Source organism: Arenimonas donghaensis DSM 18148 = HO3-R19 (assembly GCF_000743535.1).
GTDB classification, from domain to species: Bacteria; Pseudomonadota; Gammaproteobacteria; order Xanthomonadales; family Xanthomonadaceae; genus Arenimonas; species Arenimonas donghaensis.
Window position 1 is genome coordinate 80968 of record NZ_AVCJ01000023.1, and the last position, 15362, is coordinate 96329.

General features: G+C 68.7%; 16 protein-coding genes. 14 read left to right on the top strand and 2 right to left on the bottom strand.

Annotated features, from left to right (window positions below):
* The first annotated feature begins 24 nt into the window (after positions 1-24).
* The 5 genes from N788_RS09410 (at position 25) to N788_RS09430 (ending at position 5024) form a co-directional block, all read left to right on the top strand.
* Positions 25-633, top strand: coding sequence for a YkvA family protein (locus N788_RS09410; RefSeq protein ID WP_034224175.1), 609 nt, complete (start codon positions 25-27; stop codon positions 631-633).
* Positions 634-640: 7 nt separating this feature from the next.
* Positions 641-1069 (top strand): hotdog fold thioesterase, encoded by a 429-nt coding sequence (locus N788_RS09415; RefSeq protein WP_034224178.1) that lies wholly within the window; start codon positions 641-643, stop codon positions 1067-1069.
* 102 nt (positions 1070-1171) lie between these two features.
* Entirely contained in the window at positions 1172-1963 is a 792-nt protein-coding gene (locus N788_RS09420; RefSeq protein WP_034224181.1) for a lysophospholipid acyltransferase family protein, read from the top strand.
* Positions 1964-1968: 5 nt separating this feature from the next.
* A complete protein-coding gene (locus N788_RS09425) occupies positions 1969-2997 on the top strand; it encodes a YheT family hydrolase (protein ID WP_051924535.1) in 1029 nt (342 codons plus the stop codon).
* An 8-nt stretch (positions 2998-3005) separates the two neighbouring features.
* A complete protein-coding gene (locus N788_RS09430; protein WP_034224184.1) occupies positions 3006-5024 on the top strand; it encodes a tetratricopeptide repeat protein in 2019 nt (672 codons plus the stop codon).
* A 23-nt stretch (positions 5025-5047) separates the two neighbouring features.
* Here N788_RS09430 and N788_RS09435 read toward each other — a convergent pair whose 3' ends face one another.
* The gene (locus tag N788_RS09435) at positions 5048-5842 is read right to left on the bottom strand and encodes an undecaprenyl-diphosphate phosphatase (RefSeq protein ID WP_034224187.1); all 795 of its coding nucleotides are present in this window, start codon (positions 5840-5842) and stop codon (positions 5048-5050) included.
* Between the two features lie 326 nt (positions 5843-6168).
* Here N788_RS09435 and glnA point away from each other — a divergent pair, with 326 nt between their 5' ends.
* From glnA to N788_RS09480, 9 genes are all read left to right on the top strand, one after another.
* The gene (gene glnA / locus N788_RS09440; protein WP_034224190.1) at positions 6169-7578 is read left to right on the top strand and encodes a type I glutamate--ammonia ligase; all 1410 of its coding nucleotides are present in this window, start codon (positions 6169-6171) and stop codon (positions 7576-7578) included.
* A 74-nt stretch (positions 7579-7652) separates the two neighbouring features.
* Positions 7653-8111 (top strand): GNAT family N-acetyltransferase, encoded by a 459-nt coding sequence (locus N788_RS09445; protein WP_338022633.1) that lies wholly within the window; start codon positions 7653-7655, stop codon positions 8109-8111.
* A 57-nt stretch (positions 8112-8168) separates the two neighbouring features.
* Positions 8169-9374, top strand: a complete 1206-nt coding sequence (locus N788_RS09450) for a hypothetical protein (RefSeq protein WP_034224193.1) — start codon at positions 8169-8171, stop codon at positions 9372-9374.
* Positions 9375-9452: 78 nt separating this feature from the next.
* Positions 9453-9860, top strand: a complete 408-nt coding sequence (locus tag N788_RS09455) for a GntR family transcriptional regulator (protein ID WP_034224196.1) — start codon at positions 9453-9455, stop codon at positions 9858-9860.
* Positions 9857-10741, top strand: coding sequence for an ATP-binding cassette domain-containing protein (locus tag N788_RS09460; protein ID WP_034224199.1), 885 nt, complete (start codon positions 9857-9859; stop codon positions 10739-10741). Before N788_RS09455 ends, N788_RS09460 begins: the two co-directional genes overlap by 4 nt.
* Entirely contained in the window at positions 10738-11415 is a 678-nt protein-coding gene (locus tag N788_RS09465; RefSeq protein ID WP_034224202.1) for an ABC-2 transporter permease, read from the top strand. The genes N788_RS09460 and N788_RS09465 overlap by 4 nt, the downstream gene beginning before the upstream one ends.
* A gap of 4 nt (positions 11416-11419) precedes the next feature.
* Entirely contained in the window at positions 11420-12544 is a 1125-nt protein-coding gene (locus N788_RS09470; protein WP_034224205.1) for an acyltransferase family protein, read from the top strand.
* Between the two features lie 41 nt (positions 12545-12585).
* The gene (locus tag N788_RS09475; protein WP_034224207.1) at positions 12586-13626 is read left to right on the top strand and encodes a two-component system sensor histidine kinase NtrB; all 1041 of its coding nucleotides are present in this window, start codon (positions 12586-12588) and stop codon (positions 13624-13626) included.
* Positions 13623-14180: a hypothetical protein gene (locus N788_RS09480; protein WP_034224210.1), complete on the top strand. Its 558-nt coding sequence runs from the start codon at positions 13623-13625 to the stop codon at positions 14178-14180. Before N788_RS09475 ends, N788_RS09480 begins: the two co-directional genes overlap by 4 nt.
* A gap of 64 nt (positions 14181-14244) precedes the next feature.
* Here the strand turns inward: N788_RS09480 and N788_RS09485 are convergent, their stop codons facing one another.
* Positions 14245-15306 (bottom strand): NosD domain-containing protein, encoded by a 1062-nt coding sequence (locus tag N788_RS09485; protein ID WP_084695981.1) that lies wholly within the window; start codon positions 15304-15306, stop codon positions 14245-14247.
* Between the last annotated feature and the right edge of the window lie 56 nt (positions 15307-15362).

Below are 15362 nucleotides of genomic sequence, written 5' to 3' on the forward strand. Positions count from 1 at the left end.
AATCGTCCGCCGGAAATCGCCCGCATGCCCCTTTCGATCAGCTTTGAACTCTCCGACCGCGACCTCGCCCACTTCACCAAGGCCATGGAAACGGCGCGCGCCTCCGCCGGCAACAAGTCCGCCGACGAGATCATCAACGCCGCCGCCGGCCTGCTCAAGGGCGCCAACATCGCCGACCTGCCGGACTTCATCGCCCAGCGGCTCGACCGCCTGGACGCCATGATCGCCATGCTGCGCGACGAAGGCTGGCACCTGCCGGAAGAAGACAAGCAGCGCGTGCTCTCGGCCCTGGTCTACTTCGCCGACCCCGCCGACGTCATCCCGGACAGCGTGCCGGTGCTGGGCTATTTCGACGACGCCATCGCCATCGAGATGTGCGTGAAGGACCTCAAGCACGAGCTCGACGCCTACGACGAATTCTGCGAATTCCGCCAGGGCGAGGCCGAGCGCCGCGGCATCGACCCGGCCAAGGCCGGTCGCGCCGACTGGCTCGAAGCCCGTCGCGACGAGCTGGTGGACCGCATGCACCGCCGTCGCAACCGCGAACTGGGCGGTGGCTACGGCGACAGCTCGGGTTATGCCCGTCGCGGCTACACCCAGGCCTACCGCCCGGGCATGCTGCGCGTCCGCTGAAGCCTGCGTGGACGACCCGTTCCGCCAGCGGCCCGGCGTCGAATCACTCAATGCCCTGCTGCCCGGCACCTCGCCGGGCACGCTGGGCATTCGCCTGATCGAGCACGGCCCCGACTTCCTTCGCGGCACCATGCCGGTGGACGAACGCACCCGGCAGCCTTTTGGCCTGCTCCATGGCGGCGCTTCGGTGCTCCTGGCCGAGACCCTGGCCAGCCTGGGCGGCTACCTGTGCCTGGACCCGGCGTCGGGCCAGCAGCTGGCCGGCCTGGAAATCAACGCCAACCACCTCCGGGGCGTCCGGGACGGTGAAGTCACCGGCACCGCACGGCCGATCCACCTGGGCCGCACGACCCAGGTCTGGGAGGTGCGCATCGAGGATTCAGCGGGCCGCCTGGTCTGCATCTCCCGCATGACCGGCGCCGTCATCGGTCGCTGAACCGTATCCTGTGGGAGGGACTTCAGTCCCGAAGCCTTTGGGCGAAGGGCTTCGGGACTGAAGTCCCTCCCACAGGGCCCGGGTTGCGGCACAATGTGGCCAATGTCCGCATCAACTCACGCGGCCCGCTCGTCCCGCGACTGGCGGCGACCGCTGCGCTATCTCTGGCGATTGCCCTTCCTGGTGCTGCACCTGCTGGTGGGGCTGCCGGTCACGCTGCTGCTGATCAATCCACTCAGCGCCCGCATCGAGCTGCGCGGGGAGCGCCTGGACCACCGGGTCATCCGGCTGTGGTCGGGCACGCTGATGCGCATCTTCGGCTTCCGCCTGCGCCGCTATGGCACGCCGCTGCCGGGCGCGGTGATGTTCGTGGCCAACCACGTCAGCTGGATCGACATCGAGCTGATGCACAGCCAGCGCATGATGGGCTTCGTGGCCAAGGCCGAGATCGCGCGCTGGCCGCTGGTGGGCTGGGTCGCCAGCCGTGGCGGCACGATCTACCACCACCGGGGCAACAACGACTCCCTGCACGGCGTCATGCACCAGATGGTGCAGCGGCTCGAGCAGGGCCTGGCGGTGGGCGTGTTCCCGGAAGGACGCACCACCCGGGGCGACGCCATCGGCACCTTCCATGCCCGCATCTTCCAGCCAGCGGTGCTGGCCGGGGTGCCGGCCCAGCCGGTGGCGCTCAAGTACGGCCTGCGCGGCAATGCCCAGACCATCGTCGCCTTCGGCGAACGCGAGAACTTCGTGCAGAACTTCCTGCGCCTGCTCGGCGAGCCGGGCCGGGTGGCGGAAGTGCACTTCCTCGAGCCGGTGCCCGCCACCGACGACGGCCGGCGGCGCATGGCCGGCACCTGTCGCGACCGCATCATCGCGGCCATGGCCGGCTGAAACCGATGACCGGGCCCGTCGACTATCGCCCGCCACGCTGGCTGCGCAACCCGCACCTGCAATCGCTGCTCGGTTCCACCACGCTGCGCCGCGCCGCCGGCCGCCGTGCCCTGCGCCGCCTCGGTGCGGTCACCACCGAGCACCTGGTGGAGGTCGAGGACGGCGTGCGCCTGCAGGGTTTCCACAGCGCCGTGCCCGGCACCACGCCGCGCGGCCTGGTGCTGCTGTTGCACGGCTGGGAAGGCAGCGCCGAATCGAGCTACATGTCCCATACCGCGGCTACGCTGCTCAAGCGCGGTTTCGAGGTCTTCCGGCTCAACTTCCGCGACCACGGCGACACCCACCACCTCAATCCCGACCTGTTCCACTCCTGCCGCCTGGCGGAAGTGGTGCAGGCGGCGGCGGAAGTCTCGCGCCGCTTCCCGGCGCGGCCGATGGCGGCGGCCGGGTATTCACTGGGTGGCAACTTCGCGCTGCGCCTGGCCCTGGCCGCACCCGGCGCCGGCATCGAACTGGTGCACGCCGCGGCGGTCTGCCCGGCCATCGACCCGGCAGCGGTGCTGCGCACGCTCGAGGGCGGGCCCCGTTTCTACCACTGGTACTTCATGAAGAAGTGGCGGCGTTCGCTGCAGCGCAAGCGCGAACTCTTCCCGGAACTGCACGATTTCGGCGACGACGTGCTCGCCATGGACATGCGAGCCCTGACCGGCTGGATGGTGCGCAGGCACACTGAACTGGCCGGCATCGACGACTATTTCGAAGGTTATTCGGTGTCCGGCGGCCGCCTGGCCGCCCTGCAGGTGCCGGTGAGCGTACTGGCCGCGGCCGATGACCCGGTGATCCCGGTGGACGGCTTCCCGGGGCTGGACCTGCCGACGCATTCGCGGCTGGAAATCGCCGAATTCGGCGGCCACTGCGGCTTCCTCGAAGGCCTGCACCTGGGCAGTTACGGCGAACGCTGGGTGGCCGACCGGCTGCAAGCCGCGGTCGAAGGGGCCGGGGCGGCTACAATGGACGTTTCCGCGCCCGCCTGAAGAATCCCATGATCGTCGACATCATCGAAGCCATGCGCCGTGGCGACCTCGCCGCTGCGCTCTCCGCCGCCCGCGACACCCTGGCCGCCGAGCCCGACAACGGCTCCGCGCACCACCTGCTGGGCGTCTGCCTGCAGCAGAAGGGCGACCTCGCCGGGGCTCGCAAGGCCTTCGACAAGGCGCTGGAGCTGGCCCCGGACGTGGCCGCCCACCACTTCAGCCTGGCCACCCTGAAGCTGGCCGAAGGCGACGCCGCCGGCGGCGCCCGCAGCCTGCAGGACGCGCTGGGCCTGGACCCGAACCAGCTGGGCGCCTACGTGCTGCTCGGGCACATGGCCCTGGGCCGGGGCGATACGGCCGAAGCGGCGCGGAACCTGCGCCTGGCCCAGCGCGTGAACGCCGACCACCCGCAGGTGCGGGTCATCGAAGGCTACGTGGCGCAGGCCGAAGGCGATCGCGACAAGGCGCTCAAGTGCTTCACCGCCGCCGCCGAAGGCGACCCCAACCTGGCCGCCGCCCAGCTGGCCCTGGGCCAGGCCTACCTGCAGCGCGGCATGTGGCCCTTCGCCGAACAGGCCCTGGCCAATGCCCTGCGCCTGGACAACTCGCGGGCCCCGTCCACGCTGCGTGCGCTGGTCGAGGCCCGCCGTCGCCAGGGCAAGGCCGAAGAAACCCTGGCTACCCTGGACGAACTGATCGCGGTGGCGCCGGCCGACCCGCTGGCGCGCGTGCTGCGCGCCGAACTGAAGATCGACCTGGGCCGCGAAACCGAAGCCGTCGACGACCTGTGCGCCGTGCTCGACGCCCACCCGACCCAGGCGCCGGTGCTGGGCCAGGCCGTGGCGCTGCTGGTGCGCAGCGGCCGCCCGGACGAGGCCAAGACCCGCGCCGAGGCCGCGCTGGAGAAAGCCCCGGACCAGGACGAACTCTGGAAAGTCCGGCTCAACGTCACCGGCATGCTGGGCGAAGAAGCCAAGCCGGTGCTCGACCGCTGGCAAAAGGCGATGCCGCAGTCGGCGGCCTGCCTGGAAATGCTGTGCGGCTACCACGATGCCCTGAAGCAGCCTGAGCAGGCCGGCCAGTACGCCGACCAGGCGCTGGACATCAATCCGGACCTCTACGCCGCCAACCTCTACAAGCTGCGGGCCGACTTCGACCAGGACCCGGCGCTGACCCTGGCGCGCGCCGACCGGCTGCTGCCGCAGGCCAAGGACGGTCCGGCCCGGCGCACCCTGCTCGGCTGGCGTGGCCTGGCGCTTGATGCCCTGGGCCGTCACGCCGAGGCGGCCGATGCCTGGCGCGAGATGGTCCGCCATCCGGCGCCCGGCCAGGTCCCGCCGCCGCCGGCGGTGCCGGCCGGCGAGGCGCCCGCGGGCAGCATCCCGGGCCGCCTGATCTACTCGCCGCCGGGCGTGCGCGCGGAGTTCCTGCTGCGCCAGGCGAAATCGCAGCTGGGCCCGAAGCTGCGCCTGGACCGCATTGGCGATGAAAACGTCGGCGACGGGTTTGGCCTGCGCCGGTTCGCGCCGGGGCATCCGGAGGCCGGCACCGCCGAGCGTTGGGAAGCGTCGCTGCGTGGCGCCGGCCTGGACCCGGCCGAGGCCTGCGACTGGCTGCCACACGTCGACCCGTACACCCTCACCGCCCTGGGCGAAGCCCGCGTGCTGGTGCTGCTGACCGACCCGCGCGATGCCCTGCTCAACTGGATGCTGCACGGCAGCCTGCAGAACTACCTGTTCCTTCCCGACATCCGCGGTGCCGCGCAGTGGCTGGCCTCGGTGCTCGAGGCGGTGGCCGACGAGGCCGAAACCTCCGGTCGCGTCGACCTGGTGCGCCTGGACACCGATGCCGGCGCCGCCGCCCAGCAGATCGAGAAGGCCCTGGGCCTGGAAGCGCCGCTGCCGGGCCTGTTCGGCACCGGCAGGCGCCTGCCCGCCGGGCACTGGCGCAAATACCGTGAAACCCTGGCCGACGAATTCGCCGCGCTGGCGCCGGTGGTCGCACGCCTGGGTTACCCGGCCGAATAAGCCGCGAACGCGGGCGGCGGGGTTCAGCCGCCCGCAGGCAGCCCGAGCAGCAGCAGCGCGCCCAGGCCGATGCGGTACCAGGCGAAGGGCGTGAAGCGGTGGCTGGAAATGTAGGTCAGCAGCCAGCGCACGGTGGCGAAGCCGGTGATCGTCGCGGCCACGAAGGCCACCGCCAGGCCGGCCCAGTCTTCGGTGCCGGCCTCGCCTTCGAGCACGGTTTCCAGCAGCGCGTAGCCGCTGGCGGCGAACATGGTCGGGATGCCCACCAGGAACACGAACTCCGCCGCCGCCGGCTTGCGGTTCAGGCCCAGCAGCATGGCCATGAAGATCGCCGCCGCCGAGCGCGACGTGCCGGGGAACACGCCGGCCAGCACCTGGGCCAGGCCCACGGCCACCACGATCGCCCAGGTCACCTGGCTGCTGGGCGGACCGCGCTCGGACAGCCGTTCGGCCACCAGCATCCAGACGCCACCGATCACCAGTGCCCAGGCAATGGGCGTCACCGTTTCAGGCAGCTCCCAGCCCAGCAGGCGCACCGGCAAGCCGACGGCGGCCGTCACCGCGAATGCGCCGAGGATCTTGAGCAGGTAGTCGCGCTCGGCCGGCTGCCGCCAGCCGGTGGCCAGCGACCAGATCCGTTCGCGGTAGACCAGGGTGATCGCCAGGATCGCGCCGGCCTGGATGCAGATATTGAACAGGTCCGACCGGGCCCCCAGCCAGTGCTGGGCGATGAGCAGGTGGCCGGTGCTGGAGATCGGCAGGAACTCGGTCAGGCCCTCGATGATGCCAAGCAGCAGGGCGGTCAGCAGGTCGGTCACGAACGGTCCGGGGTCGGTCGGCGAAGCGCTCAAGCATACCCGCCCACCGCCACAGGCTGCCTCCGGACCCCGGTGTAGGAGCGCCTTCAGGCGCGAATATTTTGCCTTTGCCCCTGGCAAAGAAGCGCTTCGCGCCTGAAGGCGCTCCTACAGGAATGCCGGCACCACAACCGTGCAAAAGCTCAAATGAGAGCACCATGATGGTGCGTGGTGTTCGCCGGTCTGATTGCTCGGCACAGCATAATCAACAACTTAGCAGCGCCTACCCCCTTGGCACGCCGCTTGCAACTTCCCTGCCAGACCCCAACCCGCCAGGAAAGCCTCCCATGCCCTACAGCCATATCGAAAAGCTCATCAAGGACCACGACATCGAGTTCGTGGACCTGCGCTTCACCGATCCGCGCGGTGTGCAGCACCACGTGACCTACCCGGTTTCGATCGTCGAGCCGGCGCTGTTCGAGGACGGCAAGATGTTCGACGGCAGCTCGATCTCGGGCTGGAAGGGCATCAACGAGTCCGACATGGTGCTGTTGCCGGATCCGGAGACCGCGCTGGTGGATCCGTTCACCGCCGACCCGACCATCATCCTGGTCTGCGACGTACTCGACCCGGCCACCATGCAGGGCTACTCGCGCTGCCCGCGCGGCGTCGCCAAGCGCGCCGAGGCCTACCTCAAGGCCAGCGGCGTCGCCGACCAGGCTTTCTTCGGCCCCGAGCCCGAGTTCTTCATCTTCGACTCGGTGCGCTACGCCAATGAAATGGGCCACACCTTCTTCGAAATCGATTCCGAGGAAGCGCACTGGAACAGCAAGAAGAAGTACGAAGGCGGCAACACCGGTTACCGCCCGGGCATCAAGGGCGGCTACTTCCCGGTCGCGCCCACCGACACCCTGCACGACATCCGCGCCGAGATGTGCAAGCTGCTCACCGAGGCCGGCATCGAGGTCGAGGTGCATCACCATGAAGTCGCCAACGCCGGCCAGTGCGAGATCGGCACCAAGTTCAATTCGCTGGTGAAGAAGGCCGACGAGCTGCTGACGATGAAGTACATCATCAAGAACGTCGCCCACCGCAACGGCAAGACCGCCACCTTCATGCCCAAGCCGATCGTCGGCGACAACGGCAGCGGCATGCACGTGCACCAGTCGCTGGCCAAGGGCGGTACCAACCTGTTCACCGGCGACGGCTACGGCGGCCTGAGCCAGATGGCGCTGTGGTACATCGGTGGCGTGTTCAAGCACGCGCGGGCCATCAACGCCTTCGCCAATGCCTCCACCAACAGCTACAAGCGGCTGGTGCCGGGCTTCGAAGCGCCGGTGATGCTGGCCTACTCGGCCCGCAACCGCTCGGCCAGCTGCCGCATCCCGTACGTGTCCAACCCGAAGGCGCGCCGCATCGAGATGCGTTTCCCGGACCCGATCCAGTCGGGTTACCTGACCTTCACCGCGCTGATGATGGCCGGCCTGGACGGCATCAAGAACAAGATCGACCCGGGCGAGCCGAGCGACAAGGACCTGTACGACCTGCCGCCGGAAGAAGAGAAGAACATCCCGACCGTCTGCCACAGCCTCGACCAGGCGCTGGAAGCCCTGGACAAGGACCGCGAGTTCCTCAAGGCCGGCGGCGTGATGACCGACGACTTCATCGACGGCTACATCGCGCTGAAGATGCAGGAAGTGACCAAGTTCCGCGCGGCCACGCACCCGCTGGAATACCAGATGTACTACGGCATCTGAGTCCTGGCGCGACAGCAACGGCAAGCAGGCGGCCCGGGATTTCCCCGGGCCGCTTCATTTCCAGGCCACGTCCCATGATGCACATCGAACCCGACGACCTCACCCGGCCCCAGGTGCACGCCCTGCTGGCCGAACACCTCGCGCAGATGCATGCGCAGTCGCCCGCGTGCTCCGTGCACGCCCTGGACATCGAGCGCCTGCGCGCGCCGGGCATCACCGTCTGGACCGCGTGGGACGGCGAGGACCTGCTGGGCTGCGGCGCGCTCAAGGCGCTGGGCCCGCGGCACGGCGAAATCAAATCCATGCGCACCGCGTCGCGGCACCGGGGCAAGGGCATTGGCCGGGCGATGCTGGCGCACCTGCTGGCCGTCGCACGCGAGCGCGGCTATGAACGACTGAGCCTGGAAACCGGCGCCACCGGACATTTCCTGCCGGCATTGCAGCTCTACGCGTCGGCCGGCTTCCAGCGCTGCGGGCCCTTCGGCAGCTACGGCGAAGACCCGCACAGCGTGTTCATGACCCGGGAGCTTTGAAGCAGTCATCCGGCACGCCGGATATCATCAGGGCATCGGTCAGACAGGGAGTCACACGTGGCCCGTTGGTCCAAGTATCTGTTCTTTACCCTGCTCTTCCTGGTCGTCGGTTACCTGCTGGCGGTGCAAGTGCTGCGCTGGATGGCTTACGGAGACGAGGAGCAGGCGGCCGTCGCCCTGATGCGCGACCTGCCGCCGCCACCCGCCGGCGACAGTGGCTTCAAGTACCTGGCCTACGCCGACAAGGACGCGCCGGACGAGGCGCTTGATGCCGCCCTGGCCGCCGACGTCGCGGCCTTCGCGGATTACCACGCGCGCTATGCCGAACGCCTTGCCGGCGGCACCGATGCTGCGCTCGAACCTGCGGCCACCCCGGGTGCCGACAGCCTGCCGAACCTGCCCGCCGTGCCGGCGCCCGACTTTGCCTGCAGCTTCAGCCAGGAAGACTGCCTGGCCAGGCTGCGCGGTCACGAAGCCGCCGCCCGCGCCTGGTTGGACGCGGCCGCGCCGCGCACCCGCCGTGTCGAACAGGCCCTGGCCTCGAGCCATCTGGCCAACCCCTACGCCCTGAATGCCGCGATGCCGTTCCCGGGCTACCAGCAACTGCGTCTTCCGATCAACGAGATCGCAATGCAGGCGCTGGAAGGCAACGTGGCCGGCGCCTTGCCGCGGGCCTGTTATTTGCTGGCCGATGCGCGCAAGCACCTGCGCAACGACGGACTGCTGATCGACAAGGTGGTGTTCGCGGCCTTGACCCAGGGGGCATCGGACCTGCTGCTGCGCGTGCGCCGTCTCGATCCCGCGCTGCCGCTGCCCGATGACTGCGCCGCAGCCATCGCGCCGGTGGACGTCGATGATTTCCAGGTTTGCAATGCGCTGCGCGGCGAATTCGCGATGATGTCCGAGCTCTCGCGGCAGATGGATGAAGCCAACCACGGCTGGCGCACACCCACGCGCTGGGTGCTCACCAGTCACCGCCTGCAGGACGGATGGATGGCTACCGGGCTGGCGCCTTTTTGCACCGCCGAGGGGCAGGCCGCCATTGCCCGGGGCGATATCCCCAAGGCCCGGGCACGGGACTACGATCGGGCGTCCCTCGATTTCTGGGCTGCGCCGATCAGTCACACCCTGGCGTCCATTAGCTCTCCGGCTTACGGCGGTTACCAGCAGCGCCTGCTCGACCACGCGCAGGCGCTTCGGACCAACCTGGAGGCAATCACCCGGGTCGAGCCTCCGGCCCAGGAGCCGTCTGCCGCCGAATAGACTTGCCCGGGGCCGCTTGCGGCGTCCTCCCTGGCTGTGCATACTGTGCATATTACGACAGCACAGTTAGCACCGTCCATGGAACTTTTCCTGTCGGCCAGCGACCCGCGGCCGATGTACCAGCAGATCGTCGACCAGGTCACCGCCAAGGTGATGGCAGGCGACTGGGCGCCCGGGCAGTCGCTGCCGTCCATCCGTGAACTCGCTGCTGGCAGCCATGTCAGCGTCATCACCGTGCGGCGTGCCTACGAGGAACTCGAACGCGCCGGCGTCATCGCCACCCGGCAGGGCAAGGGCTCGGTGGTGGCCGAACGCGCCGACCTGCCCACGGCCCTGATGCACGACGAGCTGCAGCGCCAGGCCGACGCCCTGCTGGCGATCGCCACCCGCCTGGGCCTGTCCCGCGCCGACCTGCACCGCTTCCTCGACGCGGCCGCCGATGCGGCCGACGGCCACCCCGACACCCCGAAAGGATCCACGCCATGACCCCGGCTTTCTCCCTGTCCGGCATCAGCAAGCGCTACCCGGATTTCACGCTGCAGGACATCCACCTGCAGCTTCCCGAAGGCCAGGTGATGGGCCTGGTCGGTGCCAACGGTGCCGGCAAGACCACCCTGCTGCGTCTGTTGACCGGCCTGGCCGCCGCCGACGCGGGCAGCGTCGAAGTGTTGGGGCACCGCCTGCCCGAAGCCCAGGTCGCCGCCAAGTGCGACATCGGCTTCGCGTCCGAAGACATGCGCCTGTACAAGGGACAGAGCCTGCGCTGGCACATGGACCTGGTCAGCCGCATCTACCCGGGCTGGGACGCGACCTACGCAGAACAACTGCTCAAGCGCTTCGACGTGCGCGCCGACCAGAAGGTCGGCGGCTTCTCCCACGGCCAACGGGTCAAGGCACTGCTGCTGCTGTGCCTGGCGCGCCGGCCGCGCCTGTTGCTGCTCGACGAACCGACCACCGGACTCGACCCGGTGGCCCGCATGGAAGTGCTTGAAGCCCTGGCCGACGTCCTGCGCGATGAACAGCGCAGCGTGCTGTTCTCCTCGCACAACACCCACGACATCGAACAGCTGGCCGATTCGATCACCTTCCTGCACCAGGGCCGCCTGGTCGCTTCCGCCGACAAGGACCGTTTCCTCGAAAGCTGGCGCCGCGTCGTTTGCCAGGGCTCGATGCCCGATGGCCTGGCCGCCTGGCCGGAAGTCGCCAGCGCCCGCGCCAACGGCAGCGTGGTCGAGATCAAGGTGCGTGCCTGGAACGACGACCTGCCCGGTCGCTTGGCGGCGCAGGGCCTGCAGGTACAGCGCAGCGATGCGATGAACCTCGAAGACATCTTCATTACCTCCGTGCGTTCGGGAGCCCCGGCATGAGCCTCAACATCCCCGTCATCCGCCTGCTGGTCGTCAAGGACTGGCAGCTGTTCCAGAAGCAGCTGGCGCTCTACGTGCTGGCCGGCCTGGTGGCGCTGTGTTTCCTTGGCCTGGCCAAACCCTGGGCCTTCTACGTCGGCTCGCTGATGCTGATCATCGTGATGGTCTCGATCGCCTGCTTCTCGATCGCGACCTCGCTGATGAACGAGCGCAAGGAAAAAACCCTCGCCTTCGTGATGAGCCTGCCGGTGTCGCCCCTGGACTTCACGGTGGCCAAGCTGGTCGGCAACCTCGTCACCTTCGCCGCGCCCTTCCTGGTCATCCTGGGCGGCACCGTGGCCGTGGTGCTGTTCACGCCCTTGCCCGACGGGCTCGTGGTGTATTCGCTGCTGATCTTCGCCTACATCCTGTTCGCGTTCTGCGTATCGCTGGCGGTGGCGATGTCGGTGGAATCGGAAGGCTGGGCGACCTTCGCCATGATCGGCTCGATGGTGATGATCAACCCCTTCATCATGGGCATGTCGCAGATTACGGAAATCAACGACCGCGTCAGCGTCGACGCCATCGTGTGGACGCCGGAAGCGCTGGCCGTGCTGGCCACGCTGCTGGGGCTGGGCGCTGCCATCCTCGGCATCACCACCTGGGTGCAAGCCCGCAAACCGGCGTTCTACTGAGTCCATGCACGCCAGCGCCGTGCCGGACCGCCTGCACTACATGGACCATCTGCGCGCGCTGGCGATGCTGGCCGGCGTGTTCTTCCACGCGGCCCTGGCCTACAGCCCCCTGATGCAACCGATCTGGCCGATGGCCGACCGCGACACCTCGATAGCGGTGGACGCTATGGTCTGGGGCTTGCACCTGGTGCGCATGCCGCTGTTCTTCCTGGTGGCGGGATTCTTCGCGGCGTGGATCCTGGCGCGGCGCGGGGGAGGGGCGCTGGCGCGCCAGCGGGTGCGCCGCATCCTGGTGCCTTTCCTGCTCGCCTGGCCCCTGGTCCTGTGGTCGCTGTCGGCCAGCACCGGCTGGGCGGCGGCCAACGTGCAGCACCCATCGCCACTGCTGCAGATGATTCGCGAATGGATGTCGGAGCCCGACCGGCCGCGACTGCCGCCGGGCACGGCCCACCTGTGGTTCCTCTATTACCTGCTTGTTTTTGCGGTGCTGCACTGGGCGCTGCGCACGCTCGATCTGGGGCAGCTGGGCCATCGCTTGCTGCGGCGGCACCCGGCGTGGCTGCTGCTCGGCCTGCCCCTGCTGCTGCTGCCGGCGCTTGCCTCAGTGAGCGCACCGCACCCGGCCCCGGAAGGCCTGGTGCCGCAGTTCTGGGCCATCGTCTACTACGGTACGTTCTTCGCCCTGGGCGCGCTGGTGCACGCGCAGCCCGACTGGATCGAGCGTGCGCGACCGCTGGGCAGGTGGTTGTTGCCCGCCATCGTCCTGGCCTACCTGCTTTTCCTGTGGCGCCTGGCCGTGGATCCGCCGGGTGCCGGGCAGGCCACCGCGCCCTGGCCCACCGCTGCACTGGAGGCCAGCCTCAGCGTCTGGCTTACCGTCGGCTGCCTGCTTGCCGGCAAGCGCCTGCTCAACCGGGCCAATCCGGTCATGCGCTACCTGGCGCAAAGCGCTTACTGGACCTACCTGCTGCACCTGCCGCTGTTGTTCGCGATCCAGTACCTGCTGATGGATCTGGCCTGGCCCTGGCCGCTCAAGTTCGTGGTGGCCAGTGCCGGCACCCTGGCGGTCTGCTTGCTGAGCTACCAGCTGCTGGTGCGGCACACGCCGCTGCATCGCTTCGTCGGCTAGGGGGCAGCACCGGCGACGCCGGCTCCACTATGCTTGCGGCCATGTCGTCCTTCCTGCCGCCATCGCTCGATCACCTGGCCACGCCCCTGGCCTGGCTCGACGACGAGGGCCGGCTGGCCGGCTGCACCCCGGCCTTCGCCAGCTGGCTGGGCGTCAGCGCACGACGCCTGGTCGGACTCGGGCTTTCCGAGCTGGATGCCGAAGGCGAACGCCTGGTCGAACTGCTGCCGCGCCTGCCCGACACCGGCGGGGCCCTGCGCGTGCGCCGTGCCCGCCTGGCCAGCCCGGGCGGCGGCGAACGCTTCGCCGACCTGTGGCTGGTCCGCGGCGAGGAGGGTGGCCGTTGGCTTGAAGTCCATCCGGCCGACGAATTCCCCGGCGAAGATCCGGCCACTGCCTTGCCGGCCGCCCTGTCGGCGGCGTTGAAGGGGCTCGCCCACGAGATCCGCAACCCCCTGGCCGGCATGAAGGGCGCCGCCCAGCTGCTGTCGCGGCGCGTGGACAGCGACGAGTCGCAGGAGCTGGTGCAGCTGATCGGCGCCGAGGTCGACCGCCTCGCCAGCCTGGTCGAGCGCCTGATGAACCCGGCGCCGCCGCGCGCGTTCGAACCGACCAACATCCACGCCGTGCTCGAACGCGTGCGCCAGCTGGCCGAGGTCGAAGCCGGTTGGGCGGTGAAGCTGGTGCGCGACTTCGACCCGTCGCTGCCCGAGTTCGCCGGCGACGCCGACCGCCTGGTGCAGGCGCTGTGGAACCTGGTGCGCAACGCGCTTGAATCCGGCGCCTCCAACGTCTGGCTGCGCACCCGCGCCGAACACCACGTGCTGATCGGCGACACCGGCCACCGCCTAGCACTGCGCGTCGAGATCGCCGACGACGGCCGTGGCGTGCCCGACGACCTGGCCGAACGCATCTTCCTGCCCCTGGTCAGCGGCCGCGCCGAAGGCACCGGCCTGGGCCTGCCATTGGCGCAGCAGGTCGCGCGCGAACACGGCGGCTCGCTGGGCTACCGCTCTCGGGCGGGCCACACCGTGTTCACGCTGCTGCTTCCCGTATCCGACCATCCTGAGGACGCCGAATGAACCAGACCCCCGGGGCCGCACCCCGCTCGACGTTCGTCACCGCCGTGGGCTGGATATTCCTCGCCATCTCGGCGTTCGGGCTACTGATGGGGATCCTGCAGAACATCATGCTGCACACGATGTTCCCGCAGGACGCCTTCGCGCAGATCGCCAGCGATCCCGGGCATCCGCAACTGCCCGGCATCAGCCTGTGGATGATCCAGAACATGAGGCTGGTGGCCGCGCTGGTCCTGGTGACGACCGTGCTGCACGTGGTCGCCTCGATCGGCCTGCTGCGGCGCTGGAACTGGGGGCGGCTGCTGTTCATCGGCCTGATGGCCTTCGGCATCCTTTCCAACCTCGGTGGACTGGTGTTCCAGGGCCAGATGATGATGCAGATGCACGAGTCATTCTCCGACGTGCAGGCGACCCAGGCGGACATGCCGGAACTGGGGTGGTTCATGGTCGCCATCTGGGTGTTTTCACTGGGCATCGCGCTTGCGTTCGCGGCCTTGTATGCCTGGATCATCAAGCGGCTGGTCGCGCCCGAGGTGGTGGCCGAGTTCCGCCGCTGACCCGCGATCGCCCCCGGCCAGGGCCGCCAGGCCACGCAGCTGCCAGGCGGCTATGGCCTGGCGCTCAGCAGGCCCCGGAATCGCAGTAGTTCGGACTGGTGGTGTTTGCGGTGCCGGAATCCTGGATGGGCAGCACGGTGCCGAACAGGGCATTGCCGGTCGCGGTGTTCTCACGGCTGTCGGTTGCAAAGACAAGGCCGCGTTCGTTGTTGTAGACCTTGCTGTCGAGGAACTGGTTCCGGCGCACCGAGCCAGGCACGCCGTCGGCACCGAACTGCACGGCGGTCTGGAGTTCGAACAGGCTCATGCCATTGAAGCGGTTGCCGTTGACGCGACGCAGGCCGGTGTTCAGGCAGCTGCCGGGTGGCTGGCTGTACATCCAGACGCCGAGCGTTCCCGAGGTGTAGCGCTCGCTGACGATGCGGTTGCGCTGCGCATTGAACAGGGCGAGGCCGCCGTAACTGTTGTCGACGTCATTGCCGGCGATGCGATTGCGATGGGTTTCGTCGGAGAGGACGATGCCGAAGTGGGACTGGTTCTGGATCCGATTGCGGCTGATGTTGTGGCCATAGGTTTGCATGCCGCAAAGTTCGATCGCGGTGCCGCCGCCGTCGAAGCTATTGCCCCGCACCAGGCCACCGGTGCTGTCGGGTTGGCCGGCAGCGACGGTGGCGAACTGGATGCCGTGGAAATCCATGCCGAAGAACTCGTTTTCAAGGATCACCGCGTCCTGGCCGTGGTTGTCGGAAATGCCCATGCCCAGGTCATCGAAACGCACGCCCTCCACCGTCAGGCCCCGGCCGTTCCCCGCGCGCACGCCGAGCCAGAAACCGCGGATCACGCCCGGCCCCCGGATGGTCACGTTGTTGTAGCTCGAGACGTCGACGCCGATCAGGTCCCGGCCGCCGGACAAGGTGTGGCCATTGAGTTCGATGACCGTGTCGTCGGCGCCGATGCCGATCGCGGTGTAGCCACCGGCGGCGGAGCAGTCCAGGTTGGCCGTAAGCACGACGGTGCCGCCGACGAAGTCGCCGCAGGCGACCGCGGCCTCCGATTTCGCGACAGGAACCATGGCCAGGGCCAGGACAAGCATCGTGCCATGCGCAAGCGCGGGAAGACGATTCATTTGTGGACGCTCCGGTGCGGGGGACACTCGATCAAACGCGGTCTTCCGATCCGTCG